We start from the raw sequence: 15,074 nt of genomic DNA, 5'->3' as shown, positions 1-15,074 counted from the left end.
ACTATAGTGGGGTCATGACTCCCGAGCCCAATCCGGCCCGACACGACCGCGACAGCGTCGCCCGCAGCGCTCTCGCCCTGCTCGACGAGGTCGGTCTGGCCGACCTCTCGATGCGGCGCATCGCCGCGCGGCTCGACGTGCAGCCCAGTGCTCTCTACTGGCACTTCGCGAGCAAGCAGGAGCTGCTCGCCGATCTCGCCGACCGCATCACCGCGAGCCTCCCCCGCGGAACCACCGGCGTCCTCGCCACCGCCCGCGGCCTGCGGGATGCTCTGTTCGCCCACCGCGACGGCGCCGAGATCGTGCTGAGCACCTACGCGCTCCAGCTCGGCTCGGCGCACGCGCTCGACGCGCTCATCGCCGCGCTGCGGAGCGACGGCGCCGACGACCCCGAAACCCGCGCGACCGCGATCCTTCACTTCGTCCTCGGCCACGCGACGCTCGTGCAGCAGCGCATGCACGCCGACAGCCACGGCGCCCTGCCACCCTCGGACGAGATCGACGTCACGGCGGGTCTCGACCGCGCGTTCGACCTGGGCGTGCGGGCGCTCGCAGGCGAGGTCAGCGCACCGCGGGCTCCGCGGCGTGCCCGAGCCTGAGACCCGGCACGAGCGCCAGCAGCACGAGACCGAGACCGAACGCGAACACCACGCCGAAGGCGCCAGGACCGCCGCCGAGGGTGGCCACGGCGAGCCCCGCGACCGCGATCGCGACCGCGGACCCCGTCGCGTCGGAGATCGACAGCGCCGAGGAGTTGAACCCCTGGTTCGATTCGTCCGAGTAGGCCAGCGTGAGCACCGTCAGGCGCGGATACAGCAGCCCCATGCCGCCACCCGCGAACGCCCACCCGAGGATCACCACGACGGGCGACACCGGGAACACGGCCGCCGCGAGCACCGCCAGCATCGCCACCAGGAGGGCTCCGAGGCTCAGCAGCGTGATGCGGCGGTTGCCTAGCCGCTCGCCGTAGCGCCCCTGCAGCGCCGAGGCTCCAGCCCACGCGAACGCCGCGAGCATGAGCGCCACCCCCGCCCACGTGGCGGTGAAGTCGTACTTCCGGATGAGCAGGTAGGGGATGTAGGCCTCCGCCGCGAAGAACGCGCCGGCGGCCACGCCGCGCATCAGCACGACGCTGGGCAACCCGGCTCCCGCGCGGAGGGTACGGGCGGGGAGCAGCGGCAGCACCGCGACGCCGATCCCGAGGATCGCGGCCACGGCGACCGGCCAGCGCACCCCGTCGTCGAGCTCGGCCGAGACGCCGATCACCACCGCCAACGCCGCCACCACGACGGCGAGCAGCAGGCGGAGGCGCAGCGCACGCCGGTCCTGGGGTTCGCCGCCGCCCAGGTCGACACCACGCAGCCGGACCGCGATCATCAGGAAGGCGATCGCGGTGAGCACCGCGACGCCCAGGAACGCCCAGCGCCAGTGCAGGTACTCCGCGACCGCTCCCGCGAGGAACGGCCCCACCATCGACGGGACGACCCAGGCGGCCGCGAACGCCGCGAACACGCGCCCGTGCAGCTCCGGCGGGTAGAGCCGCGCGACCACGACGTACAGCGCGACCGTCTGACCGCCGGTGCCGAGCCCCTGCACGAGCCGACCGATCAGGAACTGCGGCATCGAGGTCGCGAAGCCCGAGATCAGCAGGCCGACGATGAACAGCGCCACCGCCACGTACAGCGCGCCGCGCGGCCCGCGCGCGTCGGACCAGGCACCGGTCGCGACCATCCCGATCACGCTCGTCGCAAGGGTGCCGGCGAACGCGACGGCGAACAGCGCCTCGCCGTCGAGCGCCGCACTCACGATCGGCATGACCGTGGTGACCGCGAGCGCCTCGATCGCGGCGAGGAAGATGAGCGCGACCGCGCCCACCGTCACCCAGATTCGGCCGCGATCCCAGATCGATGCGACGGGCTGCGGCGCGGTCATCGCTCCACGAGCGCGGCGATCCGCTCGACGGCCTCCGTCAGGATCTCCGGGCTCGTCCCGAAGTTCAGTCGCACGTGGCCCGCTCCCTCGGTGCCGAACGCCGGGCCGAAGTGCAGGGCGACCTTCGCATCCCGCAGGATCCGCCGCGCGGGGTTGTCGCCCCAGCCCAGAGCCGACAGGTCGATCCAGGCCAGGTAGCCCGCGTCCGGGATCCGGTAGCGGGCACCGGGAAGATGCCGCGCCAGCAGGTCCTCCAGGAGCACGCGGTTCTGGTCGAGCGTGTCGAGCAGCCCGTCCAGCCACGCATCGCTCTCCTCCGCGAACGCTGCGACCGAGGCGAGCAGACCGAACTGACCGGTGCGCCACTCGACCTCCACGGGGAGCCCGCGCACCACGGCGCTGGTGTCGTCGTCGGCCGTGACCATCAGCGCACACTTCAGGCCGGCGAGGTTGAACGCCTTGCTGGCGCTCACGACCGCATAGCCGACGCGTGCGGCCGTCTCGCTCGCCGCGAGGAAGGGCGTGAACCCGGTCCCCGGCTGGGCGAGCGGCGCGTGGATCTCGTCGGACACGACGGCGGCGCCGTACTCGGCAGCGATCTCCGCCAGCGCGGCGAGGGCGTCTCGGTCGTGCACCGTGCCGGTCGGGTTGTGCGGGTTGCACAGCAGGATCGCGGTCGCACCGTCGTCGAACGCCCCGCGGATCCCGTCGAGGTCGAGCTCCCACCCCGTGCCCGTGTCGCGCAGCGGCACCCGCAGCACCTCCGCACCGGCCTCCTCCACGAGGTCGTAGAACGGCGGGTACACGGGCGGGGTGACGACGACCCGCTCCCCCGGCTGCGTCACGCGGCGCAGGATCTCCACGATGCCCATGCTCACGTCGGCCGTGCTGCGAGTGCGAGCGGGATCCACCGCCCAGTCGTAACGGCGGCGCGCGAAGCCCGCGAACGCCTCGGCCAGCGGCGTCTTCGAGGCGATGTACCCCGTGTCGCCACGCTCGACCGCACGGTGCAGGGCCGCGGTGATCGCGGGGGCGAGGGGGAAGTCGGTCTCGGCGACGAAGAGCGGAAGCACATCGGCGGGGTACTCGCGCCACTTCTCGCTGCTGCGCTCACGGAGCTCCGCCAGGGACAGCGCCTGAACATGCAACATTCGATCTCCCGAGTTCTCGTCCCCGCCTCGCCGCGGAGTCAGCGAAGCGGGCGCGTCTCCGCGCCCGCTCCGTCGTGCATCACTGTCTTCAGCGTCAGATTGCGAATCCCAGCGCGCGCATCATGTCGCGCCCGTCGTCCGTGATCCGCTCCGGACCCCACGGCGGCATCCACACCCAGTTGATGCGGAACCGGTCCACGACGTTGTCGAGAGCCTGCGCGGTCTGGTCTTCGAGGACGTCGGTCAGCGGGCAGCCCGCGCTGGTCAACGTCATGTGGATGACGAGAGCATCGTTCTCGTCATCCCAGGCGAGGTCGTAGATGAGGCCGAGGTCGACGACGTTGATCCCGAGCTCCGGGTCCATGACGTCCTTGAGCGCCTCGGTGACCGCGTCGTACTTCTCATCCGTGAGGGTCGCTGTCATACGGCTCAGCCTACGCCTCGATCGGGGCGGAAGGGTCGAGGAACCGGTCGTAGCCCTCGTTCTCCAGCCGGTCGGCGAGCTCGGGCCCGCCCTCTTCGACGATCTTGCCCGCGACGACGACGTGCACGAAGTCGGGGCGGATGTACCGCAGGATCCGGGTGTAGTGCGTGATCAGGAGCACGCCGAGTCCCGTGGACTCCTTGGCACGGTTCACGCCCTCGGACACGATCTTCAGCGCGTCGACGTCGAGACCCGAGTCGGTCTCGTCGAGCACGGCGAACTTCGGCTTGAGCACCTCGAGCTGCAGGATCTCGTGGCGCTTCTTCTCGCCGCCGGAGAAGCCCTCGTTGACGTTGCGCTGCGCGAACTTCGGGTCCATGCGCAGGTTCGCCATGGACTCCTTGACGTCCTTGGTCCACTGGCGGATCGAGGGCGCCTCGCCGTCGAGCGCGGTCTTCGCCGTGCGCAGGAAGTTCGTCACGGTGACGCCGGGGATCTCCACCGGGTACTGCATCGCGAGGAAGAGCCCGGCGCGGGCGCGCTCGTCGACGCTCATCGCCAGCACGTCCTCCCCGTCGAACGTGATCGAGCCGGAGGTCACCGTGTACTTCGGGTGACCGGCGATCGTGTAGGCCAGGGTCGACTTGCCCGAGCCGTTGGGGCCCATGATGGCGTGGGTCTCACCGGTGTTCATGGTGAGGGTGATTCCGTTGAGGATCGGGGTGGTCCCCGCCTCGGTCTCGACCGTCACGTGCAGGTCGCGGATCTCGAGAACAGACATTCTTCAGACTTCCTTCGTCACAGCAGGATCGATGAGCACGTCGTCGCCGTCGATCTCGACGACATAGACCGGGACGGGCTCGTAAGCGGGGAGGTTCTGGGGCTTCCCGGTGATCAGGGAGAAGGCCGAGCCGTGAGCCCAGCACTCCACCGTGTCGCCTTCCACGAAGCCCTCGGACAGCGAGATGTCGCCGTGCGTGCAGGTGTCGCCGATGGCGTGGATCACGCCAGCGCCGTCCTTGATCACCGTGATGGGCACGCCGCCCGGCTCGACGCGGAGCGGGGTGTCCTGCTCCAGGTCGGAGACCGCGCAGACGCGCTCGGCGGTCACGCGTCCACCTCGGCGAGCTCGGCCTCGATGGCGGCGAGCAGCTCCGCCTCGAGCGTCGGGATACCGAGGCGCAGCACGATGTCGGTGAGGAAGCCGAGCACGACGAGACGCCGCGCCTCCTCCTCCGGGATGCCGCGGGCCTGCAGGTAGAAGAGCTGCTCGTCGTCGAAGCGACCGGTCGCACTCGCGTGGCCCGCGCCGACGATGTCGCCCGTCTCGATCTCGAGGTTCGGGATCGAGTCGGCGCGCGCCCCCTCGGTGAGCACCAGGTTGCGGTTCGCCTCGTACGAGTCGGTGCCCGTGGCGTCGGCGCCGATCAGCACGTCGCCGATCCACACACTGTGCGCGCTCGCGCCCTGGAGGGCACCCTTGTAGAGCACGTCGCCCGTGGTGTGCGGACCCTTGTGGTGCAGGTAGACCTGGCTCTCCAGGTGCTGCCCGGCGTTCGCGTACGACAGCCCGTAGAGGTAGCCCTCGGAACCCGCGCCCGCGAGCTCCACGCTCGGGTTCACGCGCACGAGGCCGCCGCCGAAGCTCACCACGAAGTGCTTGAGCGTGGCGTCGGAGCCGACGCGGGCCTGGTGCGCGGCCGCGTGCACCGCGTCGTCCTCCCACTGCTGCACCGTGACCACGGTGAGCTTCGCGCCATCGCGGACAATGATCTCCACGTTCTGCGCGTACTGCGCGGAACCCTTGTGCTGCAGCACCACGGTCGCGACGCTGTGCTCCAGCGCCTCGATCACGATGTGGGCGTCGGCGCGGCGGTCGGCACCCGTACCCGTGACGGAGATGAAGATCGGCTCGGCGACCTCCTCCTCACGCGGGATGCGCACGTGCACCGCCTCGCTCGCACCCTGCCAGGCGACGGCGGCCGTGATGTCCTCGGGGAGGAAGACCTCGCCGCGCGGAGCGGCGCCGATGGCGAGCGGTCCTGCCACGTACTGCCCGCCGGAGCTGAAGGCGTACGCGACGCCGTCGTTCGCCTCCGCCGTCTGGAACAGCGGCGTCAGCTGCGCGACCGGCGTGTGCTTCCAGTTGACCTCACGGCCGCTGGGGGCGCCGAAGTCGTCCGGGTCGTACGAGTGCGGGCGCTCGGAGCGCGTCTGCACCGGGACGAATCCGGCGTCGGCGACCTGGGCGGCCGGGTCGATGTGCGCGTTCGTGTGCTGCGCCTCCGTGGGCGCTGTCGTCGAGGCCGCCATTTAGCCGACCGATCCTTCCATGCCCATCTCGATGAGCTTGTTCAGTTCCATCGCGTACTCCATAGGCAGCTCACGCGCGATCGGCTCGATGAAGCCGCGCACGATCATCGCCATCGCCTCGTCCTCGGGCATGCCGCGGGACTGGAGGTAGAAGAGCTGCTCCTCGCTGACCTTCGAGACCGTAGCCTCGTGGCCGAGCTGCACGTCGTCGACGCGGATGTCGATCGCCGGGTAGGTGTCGGAGCGCGACTTCGTGTCCACGAGCAGCGCGTCGCAACGGACGGTGTTCGCCGAGTGGTGGGCGTTGGCGTCGACGCGGACCTCACCGCGGTAGCCGGCGCGACCGCCGCCGCGGGCGATCGACTTCGAGACGATCGACGACTGCGTGTACGGCGCCATGTGGATCATCTTGGCGCCCGCGTCCTGGTGCTGACCGGGACCGGCGAAGGCGACCGAGAGGGTCTCGCCCTTGGCGTGCTCGCCCATCAGGTAGATCGACGGGTACTTCATCGTCACCTTGGAGCCGATGTTGCCGTCGACCCACTCCATGGTCGCACCCTCGTGTGCCACGGCGCGCTTGGTGACCAGGTTGTAGACGTTGTTCGACCAGTTCTGGATCGTCGTGTAGCGCACGCGGGCGTTCTTCTTCACGATGATCTCGACCACGGCCGAGTGCAGCGAGTCGGACTTGTAGATCGGAGCCGTGCAGCCCTCGATGTAGTGGACGTAGCTGTCCTCGTCGGCGATGATCAGGGTCCGCTCGAACTGACCCATGTTCTCGGTGTTGATGCGGAAGTACGCCTGCAGCGGGATCTCGACGTGCACGCCCTTCGGGACGTAGACGAACGAGCCGCCCGACCACACGGCCGTGTTGAGTGCGGCGAACTTGTTGTCGCCCGCCGGGATGACCGTGCCGAAGTACTCCTCGAAGAACTCGGGGTGCTCACGCAGCGCCGTGTCGGTGTCCATGAAGATGACGCCCTGGGCCTCGAGGTCCTCGCGGATCTGGTGGTACACGACCTCGGACTCGTACTGCGCGGCGACGCCGGCCACGAGGCGCTGGCGCTCTGCCTCGGGGATGCCCAGGCGCTCGTACGTCTCGCGGATCTCCTCGGGGAGGTCCTCCCAGCTCTGCGCCTGCTTCTCGGTGGAGCGGACGAAGTACTTGATGTTGTCGAAGTCGATGTCGCTGAGGTCGGCGCCCCACGTCGGCATCGGCTTGCGACCGAAGAGCTGATACCCCTTCAGACGGGTCTTCAGCATCCACTCGGGTTCGTTCTTGAGGGCAGAGATCCCGCGGACCACCTCTTCGGAGATGCCGCGTTTCGCCACGGCGCCCGCGGCGTCCTCATCGTGCCAGCCGAACTCGTACACCCCCAGACCGTCAAGCTCCGGGCGGTCGATCAGCACATCCGACATGCAACACTCTCCTCACAGGTCCCAAACGGTGTCATCCGCCCCGACACACCTGATCCCCGTCGAGTCTGCGGGAGCGGGTGCCGTTAGTGGGCCCTCATCATCGGCGCTTCCATCGCGCCTAAACTGTTGACGATGCTTCAGCGCGGTCAGCGCTCATCGCAACAATCCGATTCTACAGGTTCCGCCTGGCGGACGGGCCGCGCGCCACGTCGCCGACGAGCCGGAGGACGCATGCCCGAGACGACCATCACCACCCCTCCGACGACTCGGACGACCCCCGTTCCGCGATCCCGCGGGTGGGCGAAGGCGCTGACCGTCTTCGCGTGGCTCTCGTTCGTCAGCGAGACGATCATCATCGGCACCGGCGGCGCGGTGCGTCTGACCGGCTCCGGCCTCGGCTGTTCCGACTGGCCGCTGTGCACGCCCGAGTCGCTCGTGCCCATCCTCGAAGTGCAGGGGGTGCACGGCGTCATCGAGTTCGGCAACCGGCTGATGACGGGCGTCGTCGGCATCATCGCTCTCACCGTCGTGCTGCTCGTCCTGTACACGGTGAACGGGCGTCGCGCGGTCACGAAGGCGCTGTGGTTCGCGCTCGGCGGCATCGTCGCAGCCGGCATCGCCTTCGCGATCGCCTTCCCCTTCCACTTCCCCGCCTCGCCGATCGCGTCCGGCGTGCTGCTGCTCGCCGTCATCGCGGCCGCCGTCCACTCCGTCCGCACCACGGCCACGCGTCGCGACCTCGTGCTCCTGGCGTGGCTCGTGCTGATCGGTGTGGTGGCCCAGGCCCTCGTCGGAGGCATCACGGTCCTGACCGGGCTGAACCCCTTCATCGTGGGCTTCCACTACACCTCGTCGCTGCTTCTCGTGTGCGTCACGGCCGCGTTCCTCGTGCGCCTCAAGACCGCACCGGGGCCCCGCGAACGCGCCGTGCCGAGCTGGTTCGCGATCGTCACGCATGTGACAGGACTCGCGCTCGCGGTGACGATCCTGTTCGGCGTCCTCACCACCGGCTCCGGGCCGCACTCGGGTGATGCGGACGTGCTGCGCCACGGCTTCGACGCGACCGTCCTCGCGCACGTGCACTCCTGGCCCGGCTACGTGCTGGCCGCCCTGGTGCTGTTCCTCACGATCACCGCCTGGGCACTCCGCCTGGAGCCCCGCCGCTGGCTGCTCGTGCTCGTGCTCGTGATCCTGGTGCAGGTCGGCGTCGGGGTGTGGCAGGCGCGCGAGGGGCTGCCGCCGATCCTGGTCGGCATCCACATGGTGCTCGCCTCGCTGTCGGCCGCGACGTACACCGTGGTGGTGCTGCACCTGAAGCGCCCCGTGCGGACGGACGTCGCGGCCGAGGACCCCGCCCCGGCGCTCACCGGGCGCTGAGCCGCACAGACGATCCATAGCGTGCGCACCGGGGCCTCATCAGGGCATCGGTCAGCCTGGTCGGCATGCACAGAACACTGACCAGAAGCATCGGATTCTGGATTCTCCTCATCGTGTCCCTCGCCGCGATCGGCGTCGGCGGATGGCTCATCGCCGGCCAGATCGGCACCATGACGAGCACCCTGCTCGATGGCACGGCCACGGGGGTGGAGGTCTACGTCGGCCAGTCGCTCGTGGTGGTCGGAGCCGCGGTGCTCGGCGCCGGCCTGATCGGCCTGCTCCTCGCCCTCGGCCTCGTGGCGGCGCGGGCACTCGTCCCGGCCGTGCCCGCCGTGCCCGTCGCGCTCGACGCCGGAATGGATGAGCCGTCCCCCAACGAGGTCATCGCCGCGACCGGGTCCGCGACCGATCAGGATGCGACGGCGACCACGGACGCCGCCAGCACGCCGGCGGACGACGCGTCAGCGTCCGCGGCGTCGGAGGACGCTGCGGATCAGAACGGCAGCAGCGGGTCGACCGCGACGGCCACGAAGATCAGCGTCAAGTAGGTGATCGAGGCGTGGAAGACTCGCATCGGCCGCGCCTCGGTCCCCCGCACCGCCTGGTTGTACAAGCGGTGCGACTCGTAGATGAACCAGCCGCCGAAGACCAGCGCGGACACCGTGTAGACGAGACCCATATTCGCGATCGGCACCAGCAGCAGCGAGCACGCGACGGTCGCCCACGCGTAGAGGATCACCTGGAGGCCGACCTGCGAGGCGTTGCGCGTGACGCCGAGCATCGGGACGTCGACGTCCTCGTAGTCGTCCTTGTACTTCATCGACAGCGGCCAGTAGTGCGGCGGCGTCCACAGGAAGACCAGCAGGAACAGGATGAACGCCGGCCAGTCGAGAGAGCCCGTGACGGCCGACCAGCCGATGAGCACGGGGAAGCAGCCCGCGATGCCGCCCCAGATGATGTTCTGCTCGGTGCGGCGCTTGAGGATCATCGTGTAGATCACGACGTAGAAGAAGATGGCCGAGGCCGAGAGCACTGCGGTGAGCCAGTTGGTGGTGAACCAGAGCCAGACGGTGGACACGATCGCGAGAGTCCAGGAGAAGATCAGCGCGCCGCGCGGGCTCACCTCGCCCGTGACCAGCGGACGGTTCTCCGTGCGGTGCATGTGCGCGTCGATGTCGCGGTCGAGATACATGTTGAAGGCCCCGGCCGAGCCGGCGCTCATGGATCCGCCGATGACGGTCGCGAGGACCAGCCAGAGGTTCGGGAGACCGCCCTGGGCGAGGAACATCACCGGGACGGTCGAGACGAGGAGGAGTTCGAGGACTCGGGGCTTCGTCAGCGTCACGTAAGCGCTCACCGTGCGACCGATGGACGACTTCCGTACGGTCTGATCAGACATCGTCGAGATCTCGATCGCCTCCTCCGCGCGCGTTACGGGACAACCTCTCCAGTGTATGACACGCGATGACGCCTTCCGTGCCCCCCGGCCACCGATCGGATCCACCGTCACCGCTATGCTGAAGGCACTCGCGCGCCCGATGCTGCGCACACCCCCACCCGTCCTCGAGGCGGTGCGGAATGCGCCAGGGAAGTTGCGGATGCGCCAAGGAATACGGGCGCCCTCGAAACTGTCGGAAAGGGCATGAACGTGTCGGAATTGCAGTGGGACGAGATCGATCGACGCGCGGTGGACACCGCCCGGATCCTGGCGGCCGATGCGGTCGAGAAGGTCGGCAACGGCCACCCCGGCACGGCGATGAGCCTGGCGCCCGCGGCGTATCTGCTGTACCAGCGCGTCCTGCGGCACGACCCCGCCGACACCGACTGGCTCGGCCGCGACCGGTTCATCCTCTCCGTCGGACACTCGTCCCTCACGCAGTACGTGCAGCTCTACCTCGGCGGCTTCGGCCTGGAGCTCGATGACCTCAAGGCGCTGCGCACGTGGGGATCGAAGACCCCCGGCCACCCCGAGTACGGACACACGAAGGGCGTGGAGATCACGACGGGTCCGCTCGGGCAGGGCCTCGCCTCCGCCGTGGGCTTCGCGTACGCCGCCCGCTACGAGCGTGGGCTGTTCGATCCGGAGGCCGCGGCGGGCACGAGCCCGTTCGACCACTTCGTCTACGTGATCGCCGGTGACGGCGACCTGCAGGAGGGCGTGACCAGCGAGGCCTCGTCGCTCGCGGGCCACCAGCAGCTGGGCAACCTCATCGCGATCTACGACTCCAACCAGATCTCCATCGAGGACGACACCAACGTCGCGTTCACGGAGGATGTCGCCGCCCGCTACGCCTCCTACGGCTGGCACGTGCAGACGGTCGACTGGAAGAAGACGGGCGAGTACGTCGAAGACGTCGCCGAGCTCTACGCCGCCATCGAGGCCGCGAAGGGCGAGTCCGACAAGCCCTCGCTCATCATCCTCAAGACCATCATCGGCTGGCCCTCGCCCGGCAAGCAGAACACCGGCAAGATCCACGGCTCCGCCCTGGGTGCGGACGAGCTCGCCGCGACCAAGAAGGTCCTCGGGTTCGACCCGGAGCAGACGTTCGTGGTGGCCGACGACGTGATCGCCCACACGCGCGGCCTGGCCGAGCGCGCGGCCGAGGAGCGCGCCGCCTGGCAGAAGTCGTTCGACGCCTGGGCCGAGGCGAACCCGGAGCGCAAGGCGCTGCTCGACCGCGTCGAGGCCCGCGAGCTCCCCGCCGACATCGCCGACGCGCTGCCCGTGTTCGAGGCCGGCAAGGACGTCTCGACCCGCGCCGCGTCCGGCCAGGTCATCAACGCCCTCGCCGCACAGCTGCCCGAGCTCTGGGGCGGGTCCGCCGACCTCGCCGAGTCCAACCTCACCACGATCAAGGACGCGGCGTCGTTCATCCCCGAGGAGTGGTCGACGCACGAGTGGTCGGGCACCCCCTACGGCCGCGTGCTGCACTTCGGCATCCGCGAGCACGCGATGGGCGCGATCGTGAACGGCATCGTGCTGCACGGGCCGACGCGCGCGTTCGGCGGCACCTTCCTCATCTTCAGCGACTACATGCGCCCCTCGGTGCGTCTGGCCGCTCTGATGAACGTGCCGAGCATCTTCGTCTGGACGCACGACTCCGTCGCCCTCGGTGAGGACGGACCCACCCACCAGCCCATCGAGCAGCTCGCCACGCTGCGCGCGATCCCGAACCTCGCCGTCGTGCGCCCCGCCGACGCGAACGAGACCGCCGCCGTCTGGCTGGAGATCCTCCGCCGCCACGAGGGCCCCGCCGGCATCGCCCTGACGCGACAGAACATCCCGGTGTTCGAGCGCGGCGACGGCGAGGCCTCCGGCGACACCTTCGCCTCCGCCGCTCAGGCTGTCAAGGGCGCGTACGTGCTCGCCGAGGCCCCGAACGGCACGCCCGACGTCATCATCGTCGCCACCGGATCCGAGGTCCAGCTCGCGGTGAACGCCCGCGCGGCCCTCGCCGAGGAGGGCGTGAACGTGCGCGTCGTCTCGGCCCCGTCGCTCGAGTGGTTCGCGGAGCAGGACGAGGCGTACCGCGAGAGCGTGCTGCCGTCGTCGGTCACGGCGCGGGTGTCGGTCGAGGCCGGCTCCGTGCTCACGTGGCGCGGCATCGTCGGCGACCGCGGTCGTTCGGTCGGCATCGACCACTTCGGCGCCTCCGCCGACTACAAGACCCTCTTCGAGAAGTTCGGCATCACCACCGAGGCCGTCGTCGCGGCCGCCCGCGAGACCATCAAGGAGAACGCATGAGCACCCCCACCGCACAGCTCGCCGAGGCCGGCGTCAGCATCTGGCTCGACGACCTCTCGCGCACCCGCATCTCCTCCGGTAACCTCGCGGAGCTGATCTCGTCGCGCAACGTCGTCGGCGTCACCACGAACCCGACGATCTTCGCCAACGCGATCACCGACAAGAACGACACGTCGTACGACGCGCAGGTCACCGAGCTCGCCGCGTCCGGCGCCTCGGCGGAGGAGGCCGTGTTCGCGGCCACCACGCAGGATGTGGGTGCCGCGCTCGACATCTTCCGCCCGGTGTGGGAGCAGTCCGGTCACGTGGACGGCCGCGTGTCCATCGAGGTCTCCCCCGACCTCGCGCATGACACCGACGGCACCGTCGCGCAGGCGAAGGAGCTGTGGGCGAAGATCGACCGCCCGAACCTGCTCGTGAAGATCCCGGCGACCAAGGCCGGCCTCCCGGCGATCACCGAGGCGATCGCGCACGGCATCAGCGTCAACGTGACCCTGATCTTCAGCCTGGAGCGGTACGCCGAGGTCATCGACGCCTACCTGACGGGCCTGGAGCGCGCGAAGGACGCCGGTGTCGACCTGTCGACCGTCCACTCCGTCGCGTCGTTCTTCGTCTCCCGCGTGGACACCGAGACCGACAAGCGCCTCACCGCGATCGGGACCGACGCCGCCGAGGCCCTCAAGAGCAAGGCCGGCCTGGCCAACGCCCGCCTGGCCTACGAGCTGTTCGAGCAGAGCTTCGAGACCGACCGGGCGAAGGCCCTCCTCGCGGCGGGGGCGAACGCCCAGCGTCCGCTCTGGGCGTCGACCGGCGTGAAGGACCCTGCGCTGCCCGACACCCTCTATGTCACCGAGCTCGTCGCCCCCGGCGTCGTCAACACCATGCCGGAGAAGACCCTCGAGGCCACCTTCGACCACGGCGTCGTCACCGGCGACACCATCACCGGCGGCTACGACGAGGCCCGTCAGGTCTTCGCCGGGCTGGAAGAGGTCGGCATCGACTTCACCGACGTCACCCAGGTGCTCGAGGACGAGGGCGTCGCCAAGTTCATCGATTCGTGGCACGACCTGCTCACCCAGGTCGCCGAGGCACTGGAGGCACAGCGATGACCTTCGCGATCCACGCCTCGGGCGCCGCGCGCGCCGCGATCGAGGAGACCGTCCCGAGCCTCGTCCACGACCTGGTCGCCTCGCGCATCACGAGCGGCGACGCCACGCTGTGGGGTCCGGCGGCCGAGGCCGAGGCCTCGATCCGGCTCGGGTGGGTCGAGGCGGTCTCCGTCTCCCGGCCGCTCGTCGCCGAGATCGTCGCCCTGCGCGAGGAGCTCGCCGCGAAGGGAGTCACGCGCGTCGTGCTCGCCGGCATGGGCGGATCGTCGCTCGCGCCCGAGGTGATCGCGCAGACCTCGGGGGTCCCCCTCACGATCCTCGACTCCACGGCGCCCGGCCAGGTGCTGGCCGCGCTCGACGAGGGCCTCGCCGAGACCGTGCTCGTGGTGTCGTCGAAGTCCGGGTCCACGGTCGAGACCGACTCGCAGCGTCGCACGTTCGAGGCGGCGTTCCGCGACCTCGGCATCGACCCGACCGAGCGCATCGTCGTCGTCACCGACCCGGGCTCGCCGCTCGACGCCTCCGCGCGCGAGGCCGGGTACCGCGTGTTCAACGCCGACCCGAACGTGGGCGGCCGCTACTCCGCGCTGACCGCGTTCGGCCTGGTGCCGTCCGGCCTCGCGGGCGTCGATATCGACGAGCTGCTGAACGAGGCCGAGGCCTCGCTGCTCGAGGTCGCCGTCGACTCCGCCGAGAACCCGGCCCTGCGCCTTGGCGCGGCCATCGCCGCAACCACCCCGCGCCGCGACAAGCTGGGTCTGATCACGGACGGCACCCACATCAAGGGCCTGCCCGACTGGATCGAGCAGCTCATCGCCGAGTCCACGGGCAAGGAGGGAACCGGCATCCTCCCGGTCGTGCTGCTCCCCGTCTCCCCCGAGCTCGACCCCGTGCCCGCCGACCTGCAGATCGTGCGACTGGTCGACGACGCGAACGAGTTCCACCTGCACGAGCGCCACGAAGGTGAGATCCTCGTCAGCGGCACGCTCGGCGCGCAGTTCATCGTCTGGGAGTACGCCACCGCCATCGCCGGGCACCTGCTCGGCATCAACCCGTTCGACCAGCCCGACGTCGAGTCGGCGAAGGTGGCCGCGCGCGGCCTCCTCGACGCCCGACCCGAGCCCACCGCCCCCGCGTTCGTGGAGAACGGCGTCGAGGTGCGCGTGTCGGACCCGGCTCTCGCGGCCTCCGGCACGGTCGAGGGCGTGCTCGACGCGCTGTGGGCGCAGCTGCCCGCCGACGGCTACGTGTCGATCCAGGCGTACGTCAACCGTCTCGAGGTGCCGCAGCTGCAGGGCCTGCGCGAGCTGATCGCGGCCGACTCCGGTCGTCCGACCACGTTCGGCTGGGGCCCGCGCTTCCTCCACTCGACCGGCCAGTACCACAAGGGCGGCCCGGCGCAGGGGGTGTTCCTGCAGATCCTGGAGCGCACGGACGTCGACCTGGAGATCCCCGATCGTCCGTTCACGTTCGGTCAGCTCATCCAGGCGCAGGCCGCCGGCGACGCGGGCGTGCTCGCGGAGCACGGGCGTCCCGTCGTCTCGCTGACGATCACGGAGTCGTCCGACGACGTGCTCACCCTCTTCGAAGCCGCACAGAAGTAA

14 protein-coding genes are annotated in these 15,074 nt (G+C 69.9%); 6 read left to right on the top strand and 8 right to left on the bottom strand.

Annotated elements, in window-relative coordinates:
* The first annotated feature begins 14 nt into the window (after window positions 1-14).
* Window positions 15-599, top strand: a complete 585-nt coding sequence (locus tag ACWGQ1_RS05050; protein ID WP_136044877.1) for a TetR family transcriptional regulator — start codon at window positions 15-17, stop codon at window positions 597-599.
* Here the strand turns inward: ACWGQ1_RS05050 and ACWGQ1_RS05045 are convergent.
* The 7 genes from ACWGQ1_RS05045 to sufB all read right to left on the bottom strand — a co-directional run bounded on the left by ACWGQ1_RS05045 (window position 562) and on the right by sufB (window position 7,239).
* Window positions 562-1,932, bottom strand: a complete 1,371-nt coding sequence (locus tag ACWGQ1_RS05045; protein ID WP_136030169.1) for an MFS transporter — start codon at window positions 1,930-1,932, stop codon at window positions 562-564. The genes ACWGQ1_RS05050 and ACWGQ1_RS05045 overlap by 38 nt on opposite strands.
* Complete coding sequence (locus ACWGQ1_RS05040) at window positions 1,929-3,083, bottom strand: MalY/PatB family protein (protein WP_136030167.1); 1,155 nt, start codon at window positions 3,081-3,083, stop codon at window positions 1,929-1,931. Before ACWGQ1_RS05040 ends, ACWGQ1_RS05045 begins: the two co-directional genes overlap by 4 nt.
* A gap of 94 nt (window positions 3,084-3,177) precedes the next feature.
* Window positions 3,178-3,507: a metal-sulfur cluster assembly factor gene (locus ACWGQ1_RS05035; RefSeq protein WP_017202280.1), complete on the bottom strand. Its 330-nt coding sequence runs from the start codon at window positions 3,505-3,507 to the stop codon at window positions 3,178-3,180.
* A gap of 10 nt (window positions 3,508-3,517) precedes the next feature.
* Complete coding sequence (gene sufC, locus ACWGQ1_RS05030) at window positions 3,518-4,288, bottom strand: Fe-S cluster assembly ATPase SufC (protein WP_101845421.1); 771 nt, start codon at window positions 4,286-4,288, stop codon at window positions 3,518-3,520.
* A gap of 3 nt (window positions 4,289-4,291) precedes the next feature.
* Window positions 4,292-4,618: a Rieske 2Fe-2S domain-containing protein gene (locus tag ACWGQ1_RS05025; RefSeq protein ID WP_452312473.1), complete on the bottom strand. Its 327-nt coding sequence runs from the start codon at window positions 4,616-4,618 to the stop codon at window positions 4,292-4,294.
* Entirely contained in the window at window positions 4,615-5,820 is a 1,206-nt protein-coding gene (gene sufD / locus ACWGQ1_RS05020; RefSeq protein ID WP_452312472.1) for a Fe-S cluster assembly protein SufD, read from the bottom strand. The genes ACWGQ1_RS05025 and sufD overlap by 4 nt, the downstream gene beginning before the upstream one ends.
* Window positions 5,821-7,239, bottom strand: a complete 1,419-nt coding sequence (gene sufB, locus ACWGQ1_RS05015) for a Fe-S cluster assembly protein SufB (RefSeq protein WP_136030161.1) — start codon at window positions 7,237-7,239, stop codon at window positions 5,821-5,823. It lies immediately after the preceding gene.
* Between the two features lie 231 nt (window positions 7,240-7,470).
* Here sufB and ACWGQ1_RS05010 point away from each other — a divergent pair, with 231 nt between their 5' ends.
* Window positions 7,471-8,616, top strand: a complete 1,146-nt coding sequence (locus tag ACWGQ1_RS05010) for a COX15/CtaA family protein (protein WP_452312471.1) — start codon at window positions 7,471-7,473, stop codon at window positions 8,614-8,616.
* Window positions 8,617-8,681: 65 nt separating this feature from the next.
* Window positions 8,682-9,164, top strand: a complete 483-nt coding sequence (locus ACWGQ1_RS05005; protein WP_240753135.1) for a hypothetical protein — start codon at window positions 8,682-8,684, stop codon at window positions 9,162-9,164.
* Here the strand turns inward: ACWGQ1_RS05005 and ACWGQ1_RS05000 are convergent.
* Window positions 9,110-10,015 carry a heme o synthase gene (locus tag ACWGQ1_RS05000; RefSeq protein WP_136030155.1) on the bottom strand — a complete coding sequence of 302 codons (906 nt, stop codon included), beginning with the start codon at window positions 10,013-10,015 and terminating at the stop codon, window positions 9,110-9,112. The genes ACWGQ1_RS05005 and ACWGQ1_RS05000 overlap by 55 nt on opposite strands.
* A 249-nt stretch (window positions 10,016-10,264) precedes the next feature.
* On the opposite strand from ACWGQ1_RS05000, the gene tkt reads away from it, so the two are divergent.
* From tkt to ACWGQ1_RS04985, 3 genes are read left to right on the top strand one after another with little or no spacing between them, the layout of a single operon-like run.
* Window positions 10,265-12,361 carry a transketolase gene (gene tkt / locus ACWGQ1_RS04995; RefSeq protein WP_136030258.1) on the top strand — a complete coding sequence of 699 codons (2,097 nt, stop codon included), beginning with the start codon at window positions 10,265-10,267 and terminating at the stop codon, window positions 12,359-12,361.
* Entirely contained in the window at window positions 12,358-13,470 is a 1,113-nt protein-coding gene (gene tal, locus ACWGQ1_RS04990; RefSeq protein ID WP_136030153.1) for a transaldolase, read from the top strand. The genes tkt and tal overlap by 4 nt, the downstream gene beginning before the upstream one ends.
* Window positions 13,467-15,074, top strand: coding sequence for a glucose-6-phosphate isomerase (locus ACWGQ1_RS04985; protein ID WP_136030151.1), 1,608 nt, complete (start codon window positions 13,467-13,469; stop codon window positions 15,072-15,074). Before tal ends, ACWGQ1_RS04985 begins: the two co-directional genes overlap by 4 nt.

The organism is Microbacterium sp. NPDC055599, from assembly GCF_053618975.1.
This window is presented reverse-complemented; position numbering and strand designations above follow the sequence as displayed.

Bases quoted from the DNA above. Each gene is read 5' to 3' on its own strand.
- ACWGQ1_RS05005 (WP_240753135.1), top strand. From the start codon at position 8,682: ATGCACAGAACACTGACCAGAAGCATCGGATTCTGGATTCTCCTCATC.
- tal (WP_136030153.1), top strand. From the start codon at position 12,358: ATGAGCACCCCCACCGCACAGCTCGCCGAGGCCGGCGTCAGCATCTGG.
- sufD (WP_452312472.1), bottom strand. From the start codon at position 5,820: ATGGCGGCCTCGACGACAGCGCCCACGGAGGCGCAGCACACGAACGCG.
- ACWGQ1_RS05050 (WP_136044877.1), top strand. From the start codon at position 15: ATGACTCCCGAGCCCAATCCGGCCCGACACGACCGCGACAGCGTCGCC.
- ACWGQ1_RS05010 (WP_452312471.1), top strand. From the start codon at position 7,471: ATGCCCGAGACGACCATCACCACCCCTCCGACGACTCGGACGACCCCC.
- sufB (WP_136030161.1), bottom strand. From the start codon at position 7,239: ATGTCGGATGTGCTGATCGACCGCCCGGAGCTTGACGGTCTGGGGGTG.
- ACWGQ1_RS05040 (WP_136030167.1), bottom strand. From the start codon at position 3,083: ATGTTGCATGTTCAGGCGCTGTCCCTGGCGGAGCTCCGTGAGCGCAGC.
- ACWGQ1_RS05000 (WP_136030155.1), bottom strand. From the start codon at position 10,015: ATGTCTGATCAGACCGTACGGAAGTCGTCCATCGGTCGCACGGTGAGC.
- ACWGQ1_RS05045 (WP_136030169.1), bottom strand. From the start codon at position 1,932: ATGACCGCGCCGCAGCCCGTCGCATCGATCTGGGATCGCGGCCGAATC.
- ACWGQ1_RS05035 (WP_017202280.1), bottom strand. From the start codon at position 3,507: ATGACAGCGACCCTCACGGATGAGAAGTACGACGCGGTCACCGAGGCG.
- ACWGQ1_RS04985 (WP_136030151.1), top strand. From the start codon at position 13,467: ATGACCTTCGCGATCCACGCCTCGGGCGCCGCGCGCGCCGCGATCGAG.
- sufC (WP_101845421.1), bottom strand. From the start codon at position 4,288: ATGTCTGTTCTCGAGATCCGCGACCTGCACGTGACGGTCGAGACCGAG.